Origin of the sequence: Bacillus sp. FJAT-27916, from assembly GCF_001183965.1 — a bacterium.
Lineage (GTDB): Bacteria > Bacillota > Bacilli > Bacillales > Pradoshiaceae > Pradoshia.
In genome coordinates this window covers 934,594-950,896 of sequence record NZ_LFZV01000001.1, presented here as the reverse complement: position 1 = coordinate 950,896, position 16,303 = coordinate 934,594, and the positions used below count along the sequence as shown (strand labels likewise).

The window sequence follows — 16,303 nt, the reverse complement described above, 5'->3', positions numbered from 1 at the left end:
GCCAGAGACCAAAAATGGTCTTCTGGCACATACCATCATGGACTGACTTTACTTCCCAATAAACTTAGCAGATAATCCTCAAGTTTCGGTATAACCCGTTCATAATTATAATCAACGGCTGTCTTCCTCCCATTCACAGCTAAATATTCTCTCCGTTCTTCATTCATGAGTAAGCTTTCCATATGGACGATTAGCTTCTCCTCATCCTCCGGTTCTGCCAGCAAGCTATTGAAATCATGGACGGCGTAGTCATCTATCCCCCCGCATTTCGTTGCCACCACCGCTGTCTCGCATGCCATAGCCTCGAGCGGCGGCATCCCAAACCCTTCATACCAGGATGTATAAAGGAAAATATCTGCCTGCTGATAATAAGAAATGAGTACCTCTTCGCTCGGATGCACGATTATCTTCAGCGGAAAGCCGACATTTGTTTCAGGTCGAACTTGCGAAACCCAATTCACTTGAAACTTATGCCCTCGTTCCCATAATATTTGCAGGACATTAATGGCTGTGGGAAAATTCTTAAACGAAAGCGTTGGATTGCCAATCAGAAGGACTGTCACGGGCTCTTCTTCATTTCTTTGTGCAGGCGGGCAGTATAGAGTTGTATCAATGCCGTTCGGAATCACCGTTGTCTGAAGATTATATCTGGCCATCAGTACCCTTTCCACAAATCGGGAGACACTCATTACGTCTACCCCTGATGTGTAATAGGTTTCCATTTGCCTCCTGATCAAATCGATTTGCTGAGAATTCCTTACGTCTCCGAATAACCACTCATGACCCTGCTCCCAATAGACAACCTTTGCTTTAGCCCCCTTTAATTCAAGGACCTGCTGAATCCATCCCGCAACAATGACATCACAATCATCCGCATAATCACGGGCTAATTGATTGTGCGGGATGAGTATCTCTTCGTCGACTTCTATCCGGCACCATGACGGCAAAACAAAATCTCCCTCTTCCCCTTTATATAGGGCCGTTATGTAATGTCCCCTTTTCCGCATGGCATCCATTTGGGACAAAAGCATCTTTAACCCTCCCGTTAGATTATGATGCGGGAGAAAATAAGCTAACTTTAACGGCTTGACAGTGGCCAGGGCTTTTCGCTGGATCACCGTTGGATAGAGTTTGAACAGATTAGCTCCATTATTTCCGATTTTCACTTGACTGAATTGATAATCATAATCAGCAAAATCCACCATGCTCCAGCTGCTCCTATGGACTTCTAATTCATTTCCTAAGTAGGCTCCCTGTTCCACCCATTGGATAGGGGTTGAAATGATGAGTGACCGGTTCGTTATCTGCAAAATTTCATCGATTAATTCATAGCCCGATTCCTTATCCAGATGTTCTAGCACATCGATTAGCAAGACCGTGTCATATTCCTTGACCATGGACTTAACAACTGTCAGCACATCACCATATATCATCTCATTATAGACATACTCATGAAGCGGATTCTTATATGAACGAAATCCTTCAACCCCGTCAATAACCAACCCCCAATTATTCCGGTCATACCTTTCATAAGGGATATCGCCCGCCTCTCGCAGCAAGACCCCATACTTCCCAAAACCGGCACCGAGGTCAAGAATCGATTGGGGTTTATCAAGCAGGACCAAATCAATAATCGCGGGTATGGCTTGATACCAGCTGCACGGCATTTTCCATGCCTCCTTTTAGGTTATTATTTTTTCGAAGTACTGTTTATTCTGCAACACTAAATTATTGGTCGGATTATAGAATCTGGCCATTTCATTATGGCAGTAGGCCAGCTCCTTCTTCCCGATTTTGTCATAGCAGACGCAAAGCTGAATATGAGGAAGCCAAGTATAGTAAGCGTAATTCACCAATGCTCCTGTCTCTTTGACCCGCTCAAGGTCACACTCAGCTGCGGCCTTATACCAATAAATCGCCTGGTGATAGAGAGATTTAGAAAAATATATATAGCCTAGCTTGCAGCTTATATTTGCTCTGGGAATATCGTATTTAAACGATTCGAATAATAGTTCCTCTGCTTCCTCTGTTCTCCCAAGCTGCAGAAGTGCCTCTGCTGCTCGATCAATCGCAGCTATGCAATCCTCCTGCCAGCCCGCATTCGTATCCAGAAATTCCCGGTAGAGTTTGAGGCACTTCTCCAGTAACCCATGTTCAAAACACTCATTCCCAAAATAGTACAAGTCCCTTGGGCTCAGTTGTTTCTGCTGCTGCTCCAGTTGTTCATAGATTTTAAGATTGCGGTCTGTCTTTTTCGATTTCACACTCAGATGAGTGATGCAAATATCCACTTCGATAATAGTTCCATGAACCTCCAAATATTCATGAACCGCTCCCTTCCATTGAAAGCCCCGGCTCGTCTTGACAAGGCGATTTCGTTTGAGGCTGCTTGTAATTTGACCATACGGATCTCGTCCAAGCACATATGGCATTAGGACAGAATCCGGCTTATGAGATAGAGATTCCTTGATGTGGAGGAACTTTTCCCGATCTTCGGGGAAAATGATATCATCCGCATCAAGCCACATCGTATATTCCTTGCCCGCCTTCTGAAAGGCAAAGTTTCTGGCAGCTGCGAAATCATTCGTCCATTCATAGGAATAAATGTGCTTTGTATACTTGCCGGCAATCTCCACTGTCCGGTCTTCTGAGCCTGTATCAACGATGACGATTTCATCCACAAGGTCACAAATACTATCTAAGCAGCGCCCAAGCACCCTCTCTTCATTTTTGACAATCATGACTAAACTGATCGATGACATACCCGTCCTCCCCCCATGAATCACTTAAGCGATCCGAATAATGGTCAAATTAGCTCCAGTGGCAAAGTCAGAAAGTGACACGGTACCTGTTCCGGCAACCTGCAGTGAAACCGTCGCTGGAGCAGTGACAGAAACGATGACCTCATTTGTATAATATTGTTGGCTTGATGACGGCCTAAGTATAGAGGCTTCAACGACAGCGCCATTCAGCGCAATCTGCGTAGTAACGGCTTCTGGTTCAGAAAATCCGAGTGTGTATCGGATGTAATACGTCCCCGATTCCTCAATGGTAATCACTTCTGAAGTTGAATCAACTGAAAAGTTATCACTGATAAAAAATGTGCTCGGCAAAGGAACATTTGTCCCTGCAGAGGTGAGAGTCAGCGTTGGGCCAAAGATATTGGTGGCATATGCCGACACTGATGTCAATGCACCCCCCGTTACTCCTGTGACGCCGGTCGCTCCGACCGGTCCAGCAGGTCCGGTTGCTCCTGTTACTCCTGTTGCGCCGGTCGCTCCTGTCGCACCGGTCGCTCCTGTCGCGCCTGTTGGCCCGGTTAGACCTTGCTCTCCCGCTAAGCCAGTCTCCCCGGTCGGACCGGTTGCTCCTGTTGGACCGGTTACACCCGGTATACCAGTTGGACCGGTAATATCTGCCCCCGCCGGACCGGTTGCTCCAGTGGGACCAGTCGCTCCCGTTACACCTGTCGGACCCGTCGGTCCTATTGGACCGATGAGGCCGGTCGCTCCTGTAAGCCCGGTTGGACCGGTTGCTCCTGCAGGTCCTGTTGCTCCAGCGGGACCTGTCTCTCCCATTCGGCCGGTCGCACCTGTCGGACCTGTTATTCCCAATCCAGTCGGACCGGTTGGACCGGTTGCTCCTCTCTCTCCGATACCTGTCGCTCCTGTTGGCCCCTGCGGACCCGTTGCGCCAGTTGGGCCAACCACCGCGATTCCAGTTGGTCCGGTTGGCCCTACAGGTCCTGCAGGTCCAGTCGGACCTGTCACTCCCAATCCTGTTGCACCTGTCGGACCTTGGGGACCTGGTGCCCCTCTTCGGCCAAACCCGGCCGGTCCCCTCGGCCCAGTTGGTCCGGTTGGGCCAATAGCGCATAAGAGAATATCACTTAGAAGTGCTGATCGATTCATCATCACGAGCTCATCCAATCGCTTAACAAGGTTTTCGTTCCGATGAACGAGAATTTCAAGCGGTTCCTCGATCAATTCTTGAACGGAAGACAAAGATTGACTGTTGGCCACTGCTTCTGACAAGCTTTCTAATGAACAGATTATTTTCTCCGCTCCACTGATTAAAAACGCAGCTAACTTCACCTCTTCATTAACCAATGACAGCAGTGTCTCTATTCCCTCAACCTTCTTTAAAGGTGAAAGATCAGGCATTTGCTCATCAGCCATACACTCATCCCTCTCTTCCCTTAAACTTCCCCTATCTTAATGATTGAAATGGTCGCACCGCCTCCCGGCTGCAATGTCGCCGTCCCCGTCCCACCGAATAATTGTACCTGTAATACCTGATTGGGCGTTGTGAGACCAACAACGATTTGATTGAAGTAATCAGAAATCGCATCACGCGGGTTGATGACAGAATTAAGGATGAGACCGCCGTCCAAAAGAATTCGAGCAGCGAACTCCGCTGGAGCTGACAGCCTTATATTAAAGCTGATATAGTAATAGCCAGTTTCTCCTAAGGTAAAAGTGGTAGCCGCAGCATTAAGACTGATGTTGCCGTTGACAAGCTGATTGTCAGGAAAAGGAATTGAGATCCCGCCAGGTACAATGGCGAGGGAGGGACTGCCGGTATTAGCAGCATAGGCAAATGTCTGCGTTTCACTCGTTGGTGCGAGAGGACCCGTTGCTCCTGTTGCACCAATCAATCCAACCTCTCCCGTGACCCCGGTCGGTCCGTTCGGACCAGTCACAGTACTTCCTGTTTCACCTGTCGGACCGGTTGGGCCAGTTCCTCCTACCGCACCGGCCGGACCTGTCTCCCCTCTAACACCTGTCTCCCCCGTCACGCCTGTTACACCCGTTTCACCAGCTAAGCCTTGGATACCCATTCCTGCCAATCCAGTTATCCCCGTCACTCCCGTTTGACCAGTTGGTCCTGCCACTCCAATTAAGCCAGGAAGCCCTGTCTCACCTCTTGCACCTGTTGGGCCGACTGGACCAGCCGCTCCGATGGCACCCATTGCTCCGCTAGGTCCTGTAAATCCATTTGGACCCGTTGCTCCTGTCGCTCCGGTTACCCCAACTAAAGAAACACCTGTCGGACCAGTCTTACCTAGTTCACCAACTAACCCAATGCCCGTTGGACCCGTTGCTCCTGTTGCTCCCGTAGGACCTTTGATGACAGGTGTTGGTCCCATCGAACCGGTCGAACCCGTTGGTCCAGTCGGCCCTTTTGGACCTGTTAAAGACGGTCCCGTTACCCCTGTCGCTCCCTCAGGCCCTTTTAGCCCCTTAAGTCCCCTTCCCTTCATCCCTGTTGGCCCAGTCGGACCGGTTACACCTTGAATGCCAGCCAATATTGCAAGCAGTTGCTCATTATAAGGATTTAAAAAAAATTCATTCATCTCCGCCAACCGGTCTGTCACGAATAAATATACCTCTACATTTTCCTGCAGCACATCTACAACACTTGAATCGATATCCATATTGGCTGCGCGCAATTCATCAACAATCATCCGAATCACATTGTCATCCATTCCCTCACTCCCACGGTGCCGAAAAGACGGCAGAGGTATAGGTATGTCAACTACCTCCAGATCCTAATCATAAAGTGAAACTTCAATCAGTGATTTTTCCTAACCTCTGCTGAAGGTCAGTTGAATCAATCAGACGCGTCTGCTTAATATGAATCACATCGGGCCGCGATTGCTTTTGCGTCATCAGACAATCTCCTATCATCAATGAATATTTCCGAAGCATAGGATTTACACTCTTCTCAGACTTCAAAGATATGCTCCCCATTCCTGAAAATTATGCATAAAGAAATAGCCGGTTTTTCAGCTATCTTCCCCTCCGAAGGTCCGCAAATGAATAGGGGATTTATGAATCATTTTACTCTTGAGTTTTGGGGATTATGTCAGTTGTTTCTTAAGAGCGATTGGAAGTATGGCGGTGGCAGGCTGGGTTGCACGCAAAAAAACGCAACAATGCGAATTCGCATCATTGCGTCAAATCTTAATTATAAATATTTCTTTACTACATTAATAATTTCTTCCTTATAAGTGATTATATCATTTACATTTTCAATTTTATGAGTTGTTGTTAGCTCATCATTCAATTGTATATATTTGTTGTTTGTATTGAAGCCTAAGCGGCATATCCACTGTCTGATATTATTATCTAATAATACATTAAAGCAACTTTTATTACCTCGATAATGTACCCTATTTGCCTTAACTTCTTCATTTAATAACGGCTTTATCAGAACTTATGTAGAGATACTCTACCTCCAGTCCATCACCAGAATAGTAGAAATACACATATACAATCTTCCTTCCATTTTCGTAAATCACCTTATACTGCTAGATTTGAGAGCTATGTTTCTTTTTCACAAATGCTAAAACAGACGCAAGGTCCATTTGGGTCGAGTTTCATAATGCTCCATCTGTCCTTTACTAAATGGATAAATTTCCTCAACATCTTCCGCGTCCGCTTTTGAGAATATAATTTCTTCATCTAATCCTTTCATTTTGACCGTCCTTTATCAATCCATTTATGAGTCATTTGTTACAGAATAAGGCATCTCTTCTCTTCATACAATTCCTTGTATTCAAAAAAAACGAATGTAATGGAGGATTTTAATGAACAGTCGATTGACGAGAAGATTCTTGGCTATTTTCTTATGTTTGATGATTATTGCGCCGTTTGGTCTGTCTTCAGATGTATCAGCGGGGAAGCTGAAGCCGCCGGGTGAAACCTTTACCCCTGGTGAGTGGTTCCTCGGTGACCGTCCACCAAATTACAATTCGTCGAAACCGCCCATTGTCTTTGTCCAAGGAAAGAACGGAAGCTCAACAAGCTGGTATGGGGAAACAACGTATCACGGTGTCAATGATATGTATACGAAGGCATATGATGCCGGATATCAGACCGTTTTCGTCCAGCTGTATGACGCAGCCGGCAATGGCTCTGAAAATCAATACACAAACGGGCGCCTGCTCGCCTCCATGCTCGGACAGATATCACGCCACTTTAACGGACAAAAAGTGAATATTATCGCCCACAGCAAAGGGGGACCTGATACCCAGGCAGCGCTGATTCACTACGGAGCCCACCCCTATGTGGGCAGGGTGATTACATTAGGCTCACCTCATCATGGCTCTGAGCTTGCAGACCTATCATACAGCTGGTATGCGGGATGGCTCGGGGAACTGCTTGGTCAGAATGATGCCGGCACCTATTCCCTTCAGGTCGGTGAAATGGCCAAATTCCGCTCCTCCACTGACAGCCATACGAACCGCAGCAAGAATAAATACTATACAGTAGCTGGAACGAACAAAGGCCCTGCCTTCTCTGCCCTAGCACTCGGCGGAGCCTACTTATCTTCCTTTGGTGCCAATGACGGCCTCGTCACAGCGACCAGTGCAAAGCTGCCATATGGCACACATTTATTCACCGACAGCACAATCGACCATGATAATATCCGCCAAGGCTCCAAAGTCTTTTCCCGAATTGAGCCTTATTTACGCAGTGCCGCTGTCAGCCAATTATCCGCTAATACCGAAACAGTCAATCAAATGGACACTTCCATTCATAGTGAATCCTCCAGTTATATCACCGGGGGCAAGCTCTCAGATAATCAATTAACGAAAAAAGAAATCTATGTCCCTGCCAAAACAACCGGAACCATCTCCGTCTACACAGCCAGCCATGACACGGCTGTCGAGCTGGTTGCACCAGACGGAACGGTTATGAAAGCTTCAGCCCCAATAAAAGATGAGACCATTCTTTCTGGCGCAAGCCTCTATTCATTCCAGCAGGTTGAGCTCGCTGAAGGCTCCTGGACGGTGCAAATGAAGGCAGCAAACACCAAGGATGCCTATCTGCTTGTATCCTCTTTTGACGAAGCTGGAAAGCTAGAGCTTGAAATGGCCGGAAAGGGCAAGGCTGACCAAACATCCTTCACCTTGAAAACACCGAAGCAAGCAGGATCAACAAGCCTTTCCATTAAATTCAGCGGACCGGATGGAAACGAACTTAAGCAAAATATCGTTCCTAAAACAGCAAACGGAGCCGCATACACAGCCAAGCTGCCGAAGGTTTCAAAACCGGGCGTTTACAATATGACTGTTGATGTTAAGACGAAGCATGCGAATGGTAAGGAATCGATCAGGACTATGGTACGGTCGGTTTATATTGAATAGATAAATAGAAGGGGCTGTCCCATAAGTCAATGAAGATTGACTTTTACGGGCAGCTCCTTCTTTCTCGTAAACGCTGATTTTTTATTTATCATTTATTACCAAGGTATTTTTTGGTACAATAAATTTGCAGATTATTCTGTTTTTGGGTATATATACTCTAAATAAGAACATCGGAGGATGGTTATGAGGATGAGGAATTTATTAGTCGTGTGCCTTGGTATTATTATCATTACTGGTGTGATGGCGGGCTGCAGCAACGAAGCCGCATCACCTAAAGAGGAAGTTGAGAGTCAAACAAAAGCAAAAGACACTTCGGAACCGCAAACGAGCGAAGATCAAGAAGTGGATGAGGAAGAAAAGTCAGAAGCGGAAGAAAGTACAGCAATGGCAGCTGATGTGGGAAATGCAATCGATTATACTGAAGCATTAGACCCTAAGAAGCCGATTCCATTTGGTACATACATGAAAACAACCATCTATTCTACGGAAGATAAGAAATACCACCCTGTTTATGTGAAACTCAATAAAATCACAAGTGAAAGCGGCAATAGTGAATATGTACAGAAAGCACTGGATGAAAACAATGAAGAAGGTAATGAATATGATGCAATCCACAAAGAAGATTTAGATTTACCTGATGATGTCGAACTGAACATAATAGACTATGAAGTAATGGTACCAAAAGAATTCCCAGCCTCTGAGTTTGGCGGTGTCACTGGAATTAATATCAGTTTTACAGCGGATAACATAGAAGGCGGCGGAATCCCGAGTAATAATGGCGGATCAGTCTATCTCGCTTTAGGTGCAGCAGACAAACTGTTGAGTCCAGGAGATAGAGAGACGACGTTTATGCCAGGCAGCACGTATCCATTACGCGCCTATTATAGAATGGTAAAGGGATATGATGATTACCTGCTTGAAATAAACGCTTTTCCTGAAGGAAGTGATGGTCAAAGCGATATGAAAACAGCCTACTTTGCCATTAAATAACGGCTGCCATATAACCGCAAAAAGAACCTCCATTTTAATCCCGAAAATGGAGGTTCGTTATTTCAGTCTGTTTTCATAAGGGTACTGAAACCTTACGTAACTAGAGGTTCAATAAAAAGTCAGAAATTTATTTATACGATAACGTTCATCTTCCGCTAATCAAGCAGGAGCCAATGACCCGAAACTTCATCAATAGTATTCTGTTATCAATATTATTTTTAACGGAGCCTTATTATTACAACCTACATCAAAGAGTTTAAATCTCCCCAATTTATAATTATTAATCCAATTACAATACTATTTTTAAGAATATTCACCAACAATCTGTTATATTGACGATTTATAGCTTTATCTTCACTTATAAATATGGGTAAGTTAATGTTTTCATCAGACTTTTCTATGTATGTAAATGCTCCCCAGACTATAACTGCTATTAGTGGCAACGCAATAAATCCCTTTACATCATCACCTCCTAAAACAGTCCATTTATAGAACACTTGGAAGAAACCTAAAGTAAGAACTACTAGTGCTAAAATATTCATCATAATTTCTAAAGGCATTTTCTTTGAAGGTGACATTTTAGGCCTTTCCTCCTCTTATCCCAACGTTTCAACCAATTTTTGAAATAGTATATTGATCTGCTTCAGTACGCAGTAATCTATTCTTTCGTTAGCCTGACCCGATAGCTGCATAATAAAAAAGAGCTGATTAAAGCCCTTGATATGAGATATTTCCCCAATTTGTATAAAGTTATCTAATCTTTACTTGTTTGATTATTCCATACACGATGACGATAGCCACACTAACGATTAAAGCTGGAAAGAGCCAATTTCCTAATGGATTCTCCAATCCTTGTGCAATGGTGATGATTTCAAATGAACTTAAAGCAAAAAAAAGTAAACAGATATTTTTTAAACGATTCATCATTTTTCTGCTAACCAAATAAAATTCTTTGACATTATTTTCATTTAATCGTTGAGGATAATTATGTTTCTCCGGAAACCTTTCTATCCATTGCATTAAACCTGCAACGAAGGCCCCTGCAATCGGCAATATAATCATTTCTACCTTTGGACCAAAGCGGTCAACTTCCCCCGCTGCATTGAAATGTGCTGGCACTTTTTCAGGAAGCGCACTCCAATTAATCATTAAAAAGACGATAGAGCCTGAATAAACTATAGCCAATGATATCCAAAGCCAACTCACTCTTCGTTCTTTGAATGTTTATTTTGGGTCTTTCCCAAGAATTTGATATCCCCTTTACCTCCTTACTTCTCCCAGCCTTTATTTGTTAACCTGTTTCTAATCCTGCTGTAAACCACAACACGCTAGTAGTTTAAGAATACTGAAATTTCTTACTGAAGCTGTCAAATGATTTACATGAAGAAAGGCAATAGGATAACGAAAAATCCAACCACCAATAGAATAGTCCCAAAGATTCGAGATAACCACTTTTCGTTCCCAGTAACACCATTCCACAAAACAACATTCACTAAAAAGAGAGCTTTTTTCTTGAGTACTAAAAGGCCAATAAACATAATAAATACGCCAATAAAGATGGTCATGATGATTTCCATTCCCCTTCACCTCCAAGAGTACGATAATCTTAACAACCTCTTTTATTTTAACATAAATTACCAATCAACCAACATCGTATCCATTCACCAATTGACACCCTAAAATGTTTAGTCTTTTTATCAAATTCTTTACGAAAGAACTTATATATGCTCATAAAGCACAGAGTATATGTAAATATATGGTATAATGGTTAGCAAGGAATATTTTGGAATGGAGGCTGCCGAAAATGATTCTTTTGATTGGTCTAATGGTTACAGGAGTCATGATAGCTTTATATTTTAGCTATTTTGTGAAAGGGACAGGAAGCTTTTTAGACAGAAAAACATTGTTAAAGGAAGAATCAAGGATGGTAAGTTGTACAAAGTGTCATACAATCATGAAAAGACAAGCGTATGGGCAACAATGTCCTGAATGCAGAGCATCTTTTTGAAACGTTCAGATTTCGATCTGAACGTTTTTAATTGCTGCTTCTTTTCTTGCGAATTAAATTGCGCAATAACTATACAATCTTAGAAAGAAGAAGGACGCACAGGTTTTGTGGGTCAAACTTATTACATAAATCATGCAACGTCCCATCGTTCACTACTCTACTAATGAATCAAATAAATGAAGTAAATCTTTTAGCTCTACTGGAAAGTCAAAGGGGTCTCCATCCTCATCATATAAATCTTCCATAATACTACGATCAATGATTTGCATGAAGTGAAGGAATCCATCTAGTACCGCCTGCTTCATAATCGAAACCGGAATCCACTCTGTACTCGTTTCGTCATATATTAATCTTACATGTGGATTGTCTTTATCAGCATTATTAACGAGTTTATTGTCCGCATGGCCCATAAAAATAATGAACTTCTCTTTATAGTTAAAAGTGTAATTACTGTAATAAAGCATAAGGTCTAACCATGTGCTGTGCAGATCATCTGTCGAGAGGATTTCAGTACGATTTTCGCCATCTATGATGAATGAAATTCCTCCATAGATAAATCCACTGTTCATCCTATATTGCCGCTTATAAACTTCTTTGCAGTATGAATCGTCCAGATTCACCCAATAATCGTTTTTACTATAGTCTATATACGGAAAATCCTGAAGATATGTTCTAATGCTGACATTGATGTTCATCACCCCATCTAATCATAATCTATTTGACAAACCGCAAGATTATTACAGGTACCACTACACCTATTTTAAACTACTTGCATCGTTTCCCATCAAAGAAAAACACCTACTTGCTTTAGCAGGTGCTCTTCTATATACATCTTTTATTAAGCAGTATATCCCGCCGTCTCCGACAAGTTCTATTGCCTTCTGGCAATATATCTTTACGAATAATTACTCATTTTCATAGCCTTCTTACTATGAATAAAATGAGTAAACTGCCATATTTTCAGCAAGTCATATGCCATATCGCTCGCTAAGCCTAATCCTTCCTTTATTCATTCTATTCATTTAAAGCATTACGCCCGCCGACAATTGGCAATGTAATTTCACTGCGAGTTGGTATTACAGTGATTTTTGTACCGGCTTTAGGACGAATCGTGTAGTCGTAATCGCTGGCAATAAGAACAATTCCAATCTGGTTCCCAGCCTTAAATACATAATCTTTAGGCTCCATTTCCCATTCAAATGTGTAATCCCTGCCCGGAACGATTGATTTAGACCGCTCTCTGGATTGGATGTTTTGCGGGTCCATCCAGCCGCGCGATACAATGACTGGTCTTGATTGACTGTAATCAACGAGCAAGGCCGTTAAATTGGCAACAGGACGGTCAATGCTAGCACGGATGCTGACTGCAGGGGTCCCGCTCAACCGAACTGAATCAGTTAATGCCGGCGTCACATAAGCCAACCGGTTAGCGGAATTTAATTCCGGGTCGACAATAAGTGTATTGGCCTTTTTCATTGGATCATCAATAATCGTTTGTTTGTTATGCGGCTGATTCGGAACAGGCTTCAGATGCAGGGCTCCTAAATCATTTCCCGTACCTGTCAAATGAAGTCTTGTCGGAGCAGAACCAGCTGCTGGCCAGCTTGTTTCCTTCGTCCAAGTTCTGTCCTCACGCTGAATATCTACAGCCGGCTCATTCATAACCCCATTTTCGATCCCATAGAGATAATAATCAAACCATCTATTTTGTAATTGAGGCCAGTTATTGCCGGATGGGCTTGAATGGCCCCCCTGATGGAGCCATAATCTGCGAGGCACATCATTTTCTCCTAATGCTTCCCACCACTGTGAGAATTGCTTTGTTTTAACATTCCAATCATTCAGCCCATGAACAACGAGAACACCGGCCTCGATATTCTTGACATCCTTCACATAATCACGGTCTGCCCAGAATTCACTGTAGTCCCCTGTTTCTCTGTCCAGTCCAGCTGTTAACTCTGCCATGACATCTTTACATACCTGAGGATTTTCACGAGTAAGGACAGCTTCAGCCATATTGTCCGCATCTTCACCTTGATAGCCTCCAGGAGCGATAACTGCTCCGTTGGCGCGATAATAGTCATACCAGTTGCTAATCGCGGCAACTGGGATAATCGCTTTTAGTCCATCCACACCTGTGGCAGCAACTGCATTCGGCAAGGTTCCATTGTAGGAAGTACCTGTCATCCCCACATTGCCTGTGGACCAATCTGCAGAAACCTCTCTCCCATCTCCTTTATAAGCTTTTGCCCGCCCGTTCAGCCAATCAATAACCGCTTTCGTTCCAAGAATTTCACGTTCATCCCCTGTTGTTGGACACCCATCCGACTTGCCTGTCCCAATACTCTCTGCCAGAATAACTCCATAACCTCGAGGGACATAGTAATTCCCCAAAGAACCAAGATTGGCAGCCTGTCCATTTGCAAGCGCGAATGGCTTTCCTCCTCGACCATTCCCAGGGTGTTTAACAGGATTTAACTCCACATCTACATCATAAACAGGAACATTTAGGATTCCGGAGCGATAGGGACTCATTTCATAAATGACGGGGACTTTAACACCGGGTTCTGTTTTTGGACGGTACACTTTAATAGACACACGGTCACGTTTCCCATCTCTGTCGCTGTCTATCTCAGTCTCAACGAACAATTCCTCCACTATCGCCTCATCAGTAGAATAGATTGGTTTTGTCATTCCATTTTCAAGTTCAATTCTCGTAGCGTCTGAAGCAGTTTCCGGGATCAGCCCATTCAGCGGCATCCCCTTCCACTCTAGAACATTCGCCTTAGCTGCTGGTTCTAGCGAAGCGGGTAGATTTTGGCTGTTTTCTGCTTCTGCCGACCATGAATCTACACCAGCTACTAATGTAAGAGACAGAACAGAACACAAACTGATTGAAAGTACTTTTTTCCTCAAATTTCTCCCCCCATATCATCGAAATATCGGCAGTTTCTACCATATTTAATGATATAGTTAAATATTCAAAGTTTTTGTATTAACCTGTCGAACAACCAAAAACGGGATAATAGTAATAGGCAGAAACAATCAAAAGCGCAATAGCCCTGTTTCAATTATAGAAACAAGGCTTTTTATAAGTTCATAAGAAAAAGGAAAAATAGTTGAATAATCCTTTTTCATTCTTTCGGGGTATCTATTTATCAAGTTCCCATTCCTTTGATGGGTCTTACATATTAGTGACTGTCCGCAAACTCATCAAGTAGCTGCTCAACCTTAGAATCTCTTTTAACAACTTATCCTCCAACTTCATCATCCGCTATGTCGTATTTGAATAAGAGCTATCACCACTCTTCTATTAGATTAATTGCATGGTATCGCTATAAAGAAAAACACCTGCTTGCATTGGCAGGTGCTCTTCAATACACGTTTTATTTTATTGAGCAGTATATCCGCCGTCTACGACAATTTCCGCTCCAGTCATAAAGGTATTTTCGATGGCGAAAATGATAGCATGCGCAATTTCTTCCGGTTTTCCAAGACGTTCGATTCCTTTTGAGAGCGGATGAAGTGATTTTAACATTTCGATTCCTTCCGCTCCTGCCACGTCCTCATTTACCATGCCCGTAATAATATAGCCTGGGTGGATACTATTCACGCGTATATTATGCGGTGCGAATTCTACTGCCATCGACTTCGTCATTAATCTTACTACACCTTTGCTGATGTTATAGAAACAAGCACCCGCTGAACCGACTAAACCGAGAATAGAAGAAACGTTAATGACCGCTCCGCCTGTGCCTTGCGCAACCATTTGGCGGATTGCTTCACGGCTGCAGTAGAATACACCGTTTTGGTTAACGCCAATGTATTTCTCATATTCAGCTGTTGGAAGGTCCAGTGTACTGCCTCCACCGCCAATCCCCGCATTAGCAACCATAATATCAAGGTGACCATATTTCTCCACCACATATGATACCATTTCTTTCACTTGAGTCTCATCTGATACATCGACCTTAACGAATTCAACATTTAATTCCTCTGCAGTTTGATTTCCCAAGTCTTCATTAAAATCTGCAATGACTGGTATCCCGCCTTTTTTCAGGATCGCTTTAACAGCTTCTTTTCCTATTCCATTTGCTCCACCTGTAACAATCGCAACTTTACCTTGGATTTCAAACATGCTAACATCTCTCCTCTTCTTTGTATTTTTAGATAAAGAGTGTATTTTATCAGAATAATCACTCATAAATATTCTAATAATTTTTTAACTGCTAGTCATGCAAGTCTTTGGTTGTCTTTTCAATCGAAAAACTCCTATAAGTATAGCGTATACCATAAAAGCTACTTATTGTTTTATGTACGAGATTATTCATCAGATAAAAGAAATATTAGTTATATTAAAAAAATAAATCTCCTAGACTCTCCTATCTATTTGATTACCTTAATCTACATATAGACAGGAAAGATATCTACGTTTAAAGTGCCATATATAGGAGGAAACATAGATGAAACATTATGAGAATTACCCTGTAAGAAGGAAATCCAAAGGCACGGCTTATGCAGTTTGGTTCTTCTTAGGACTGCTTGGAGGACATCAATTCTACTTACGTAATTATGGCATGGGCATTCTTTATCTCTTCACCGGCGGTTTCTTCGGTATCGCTTTGCTCATTGACGCATTACGTCTAAGCAAAATGGTAGATGAGTATAACTACAGATTCGCACGAGTGCATCATCACTATAGGGGTAATGTAAATACCACCACTAACAATAATAGCAACAATATCATTATCATCAATAATGTGACCATAAATGCAACAAAGGTTGAAACAAGAGAATAGACGTTTAGGATGACTAATGTCTATCATCGGGACGTTATTTAATGCAAACATACCTCAATCGAGTTTGGTAATAAATTTACAGCACCCAAAACTGAATGATGGATGGAAATTTTACTAAAAAAAGCTGAACTATAATCAAGCTTAAGCGGTACTTGATTATAGTTCAGCTTTTTTTAATTACCTCCTACTACTAGATTGATTATATATAATTTTTTCTAAATTTATACTTGATCTATAAGTCCTTATTATCTTGCTCTAACTTCACCAACTGCTCCGTCTTAACCGCAAACTCAACCCCAAGTTGGCCGATACGCTACGATAGAATCTGAATCACCTCAGTCCACGTTCATT

The 16,303-nt window shown here is 42.9% G+C and carries 14 protein-coding genes; 3 read left to right on the top strand and 11 right to left on the bottom strand.

The features are described from left to right. Positions 1–35: 35 nt before the first annotated feature. The 5 genes from AC622_RS04525 to AC622_RS21490 all read right to left on the bottom strand — a co-directional run bounded on the left by AC622_RS04525 (position 36) and on the right by AC622_RS21490 (position 6,480). Positions 36–1,667, bottom strand: coding sequence for a glycosyltransferase (locus tag AC622_RS04525; RefSeq protein WP_049669966.1), 1,632 nt, complete (start codon positions 1,665–1,667; stop codon positions 36–38). 15 nt (positions 1,668–1,682) lie between these two features. Then, entirely contained in the window at positions 1,683–2,762 is a 1,080-nt protein-coding gene (locus tag AC622_RS04520) for a tetratricopeptide repeat-containing glycosyltransferase family 2 protein (RefSeq protein WP_049669965.1), read from the bottom strand. A 24-nt stretch (positions 2,763–2,786) separates the two neighbouring features. Next, complete coding sequence (locus AC622_RS04515; RefSeq protein WP_082197014.1) at positions 2,787–4,178, bottom strand: BclA C-terminal domain-containing protein; 1,392 nt, start codon at positions 4,176–4,178, stop codon at positions 2,787–2,789. A gap of 20 nt (positions 4,179–4,198) precedes the next feature. Continuing rightward, a complete protein-coding gene (locus tag AC622_RS20945; RefSeq protein WP_049669964.1) occupies positions 4,199–5,488 on the bottom strand; it encodes a BclA C-terminal domain-containing protein in 1,290 nt (429 codons plus the stop codon). Between the two features lie 860 nt (positions 5,489–6,348). Next, the gene (locus tag AC622_RS21490) at positions 6,349–6,480 is read right to left on the bottom strand and encodes a hypothetical protein (protein WP_269431772.1); all 132 of its coding nucleotides are present in this window, start codon (positions 6,478–6,480) and stop codon (positions 6,349–6,351) included. A gap of 112 nt (positions 6,481–6,592) precedes the next feature. Here AC622_RS21490 and AC622_RS04505 point away from each other — a divergent pair, with 112 nt between their 5' ends. Both AC622_RS04505 and AC622_RS04500 read left to right on the top strand, forming a co-directional pair. Beyond that, a complete protein-coding gene (locus AC622_RS04505) occupies positions 6,593–8,155 on the top strand; it encodes an esterase/lipase family protein (RefSeq protein WP_049669963.1) in 1,563 nt (520 codons plus the stop codon). A 189-nt stretch (positions 8,156–8,344) separates the two neighbouring features. Next, entirely contained in the window at positions 8,345–9,145 is an 801-nt protein-coding gene (locus AC622_RS04500; protein WP_156185554.1) for a hypothetical protein, read from the top strand. A gap of 242 nt (positions 9,146–9,387) precedes the next feature. Here AC622_RS04500 and AC622_RS04495 read toward each other — a convergent pair whose 3' ends face one another. The 6 genes from AC622_RS04495 to AC622_RS04465 all read right to left on the bottom strand — a co-directional run bounded on the left by AC622_RS04495 (position 9,388) and on the right by AC622_RS04465 (position 15,291). Further along, a complete protein-coding gene (locus AC622_RS04495; RefSeq protein ID WP_049669961.1) occupies positions 9,388–9,723 on the bottom strand; it encodes a hypothetical protein in 336 nt (111 codons plus the stop codon). Between the two features lie 172 nt (positions 9,724–9,895). Then, positions 9,896–10,351 carry a DUF1648 domain-containing protein gene (locus AC622_RS04490; protein ID WP_331456698.1) on the bottom strand — a complete coding sequence of 152 codons (456 nt, stop codon included), beginning with the start codon at positions 10,349–10,351 and terminating at the stop codon, positions 9,896–9,898. A gap of 170 nt (positions 10,352–10,521) precedes the next feature. Then, the gene (locus AC622_RS04485) at positions 10,522–10,722 is read right to left on the bottom strand and encodes a hypothetical protein (protein WP_049669960.1); all 201 of its coding nucleotides are present in this window, start codon (positions 10,720–10,722) and stop codon (positions 10,522–10,524) included. Between the two features lie 583 nt (positions 10,723–11,305). Next, entirely contained in the window at positions 11,306–11,848 is a 543-nt protein-coding gene (locus AC622_RS04475; protein WP_049669958.1) for a hypothetical protein, read from the bottom strand. Between the two features lie 319 nt (positions 11,849–12,167). Then, entirely contained in the window at positions 12,168–14,069 is a 1,902-nt protein-coding gene (locus AC622_RS04470; RefSeq protein ID WP_049669957.1) for a Xaa-Pro dipeptidyl-peptidase, read from the bottom strand. Positions 14,070–14,544: 475 nt separating this feature from the next. Beyond that, the gene (locus tag AC622_RS04465; RefSeq protein WP_049669956.1) at positions 14,545–15,291 is read right to left on the bottom strand and encodes an SDR family NAD(P)-dependent oxidoreductase; all 747 of its coding nucleotides are present in this window, start codon (positions 15,289–15,291) and stop codon (positions 14,545–14,547) included. Positions 15,292–15,616: 325 nt separating this feature from the next. Between AC622_RS04465 and AC622_RS04460 the strand changes: the two genes are divergently transcribed. After that, positions 15,617–15,952, top strand: coding sequence for a TM2 domain-containing protein (locus tag AC622_RS04460; protein WP_049669955.1), 336 nt, complete (start codon positions 15,617–15,619; stop codon positions 15,950–15,952). The last annotated feature ends 351 nt before the right edge of the window (positions 15,953–16,303 follow it).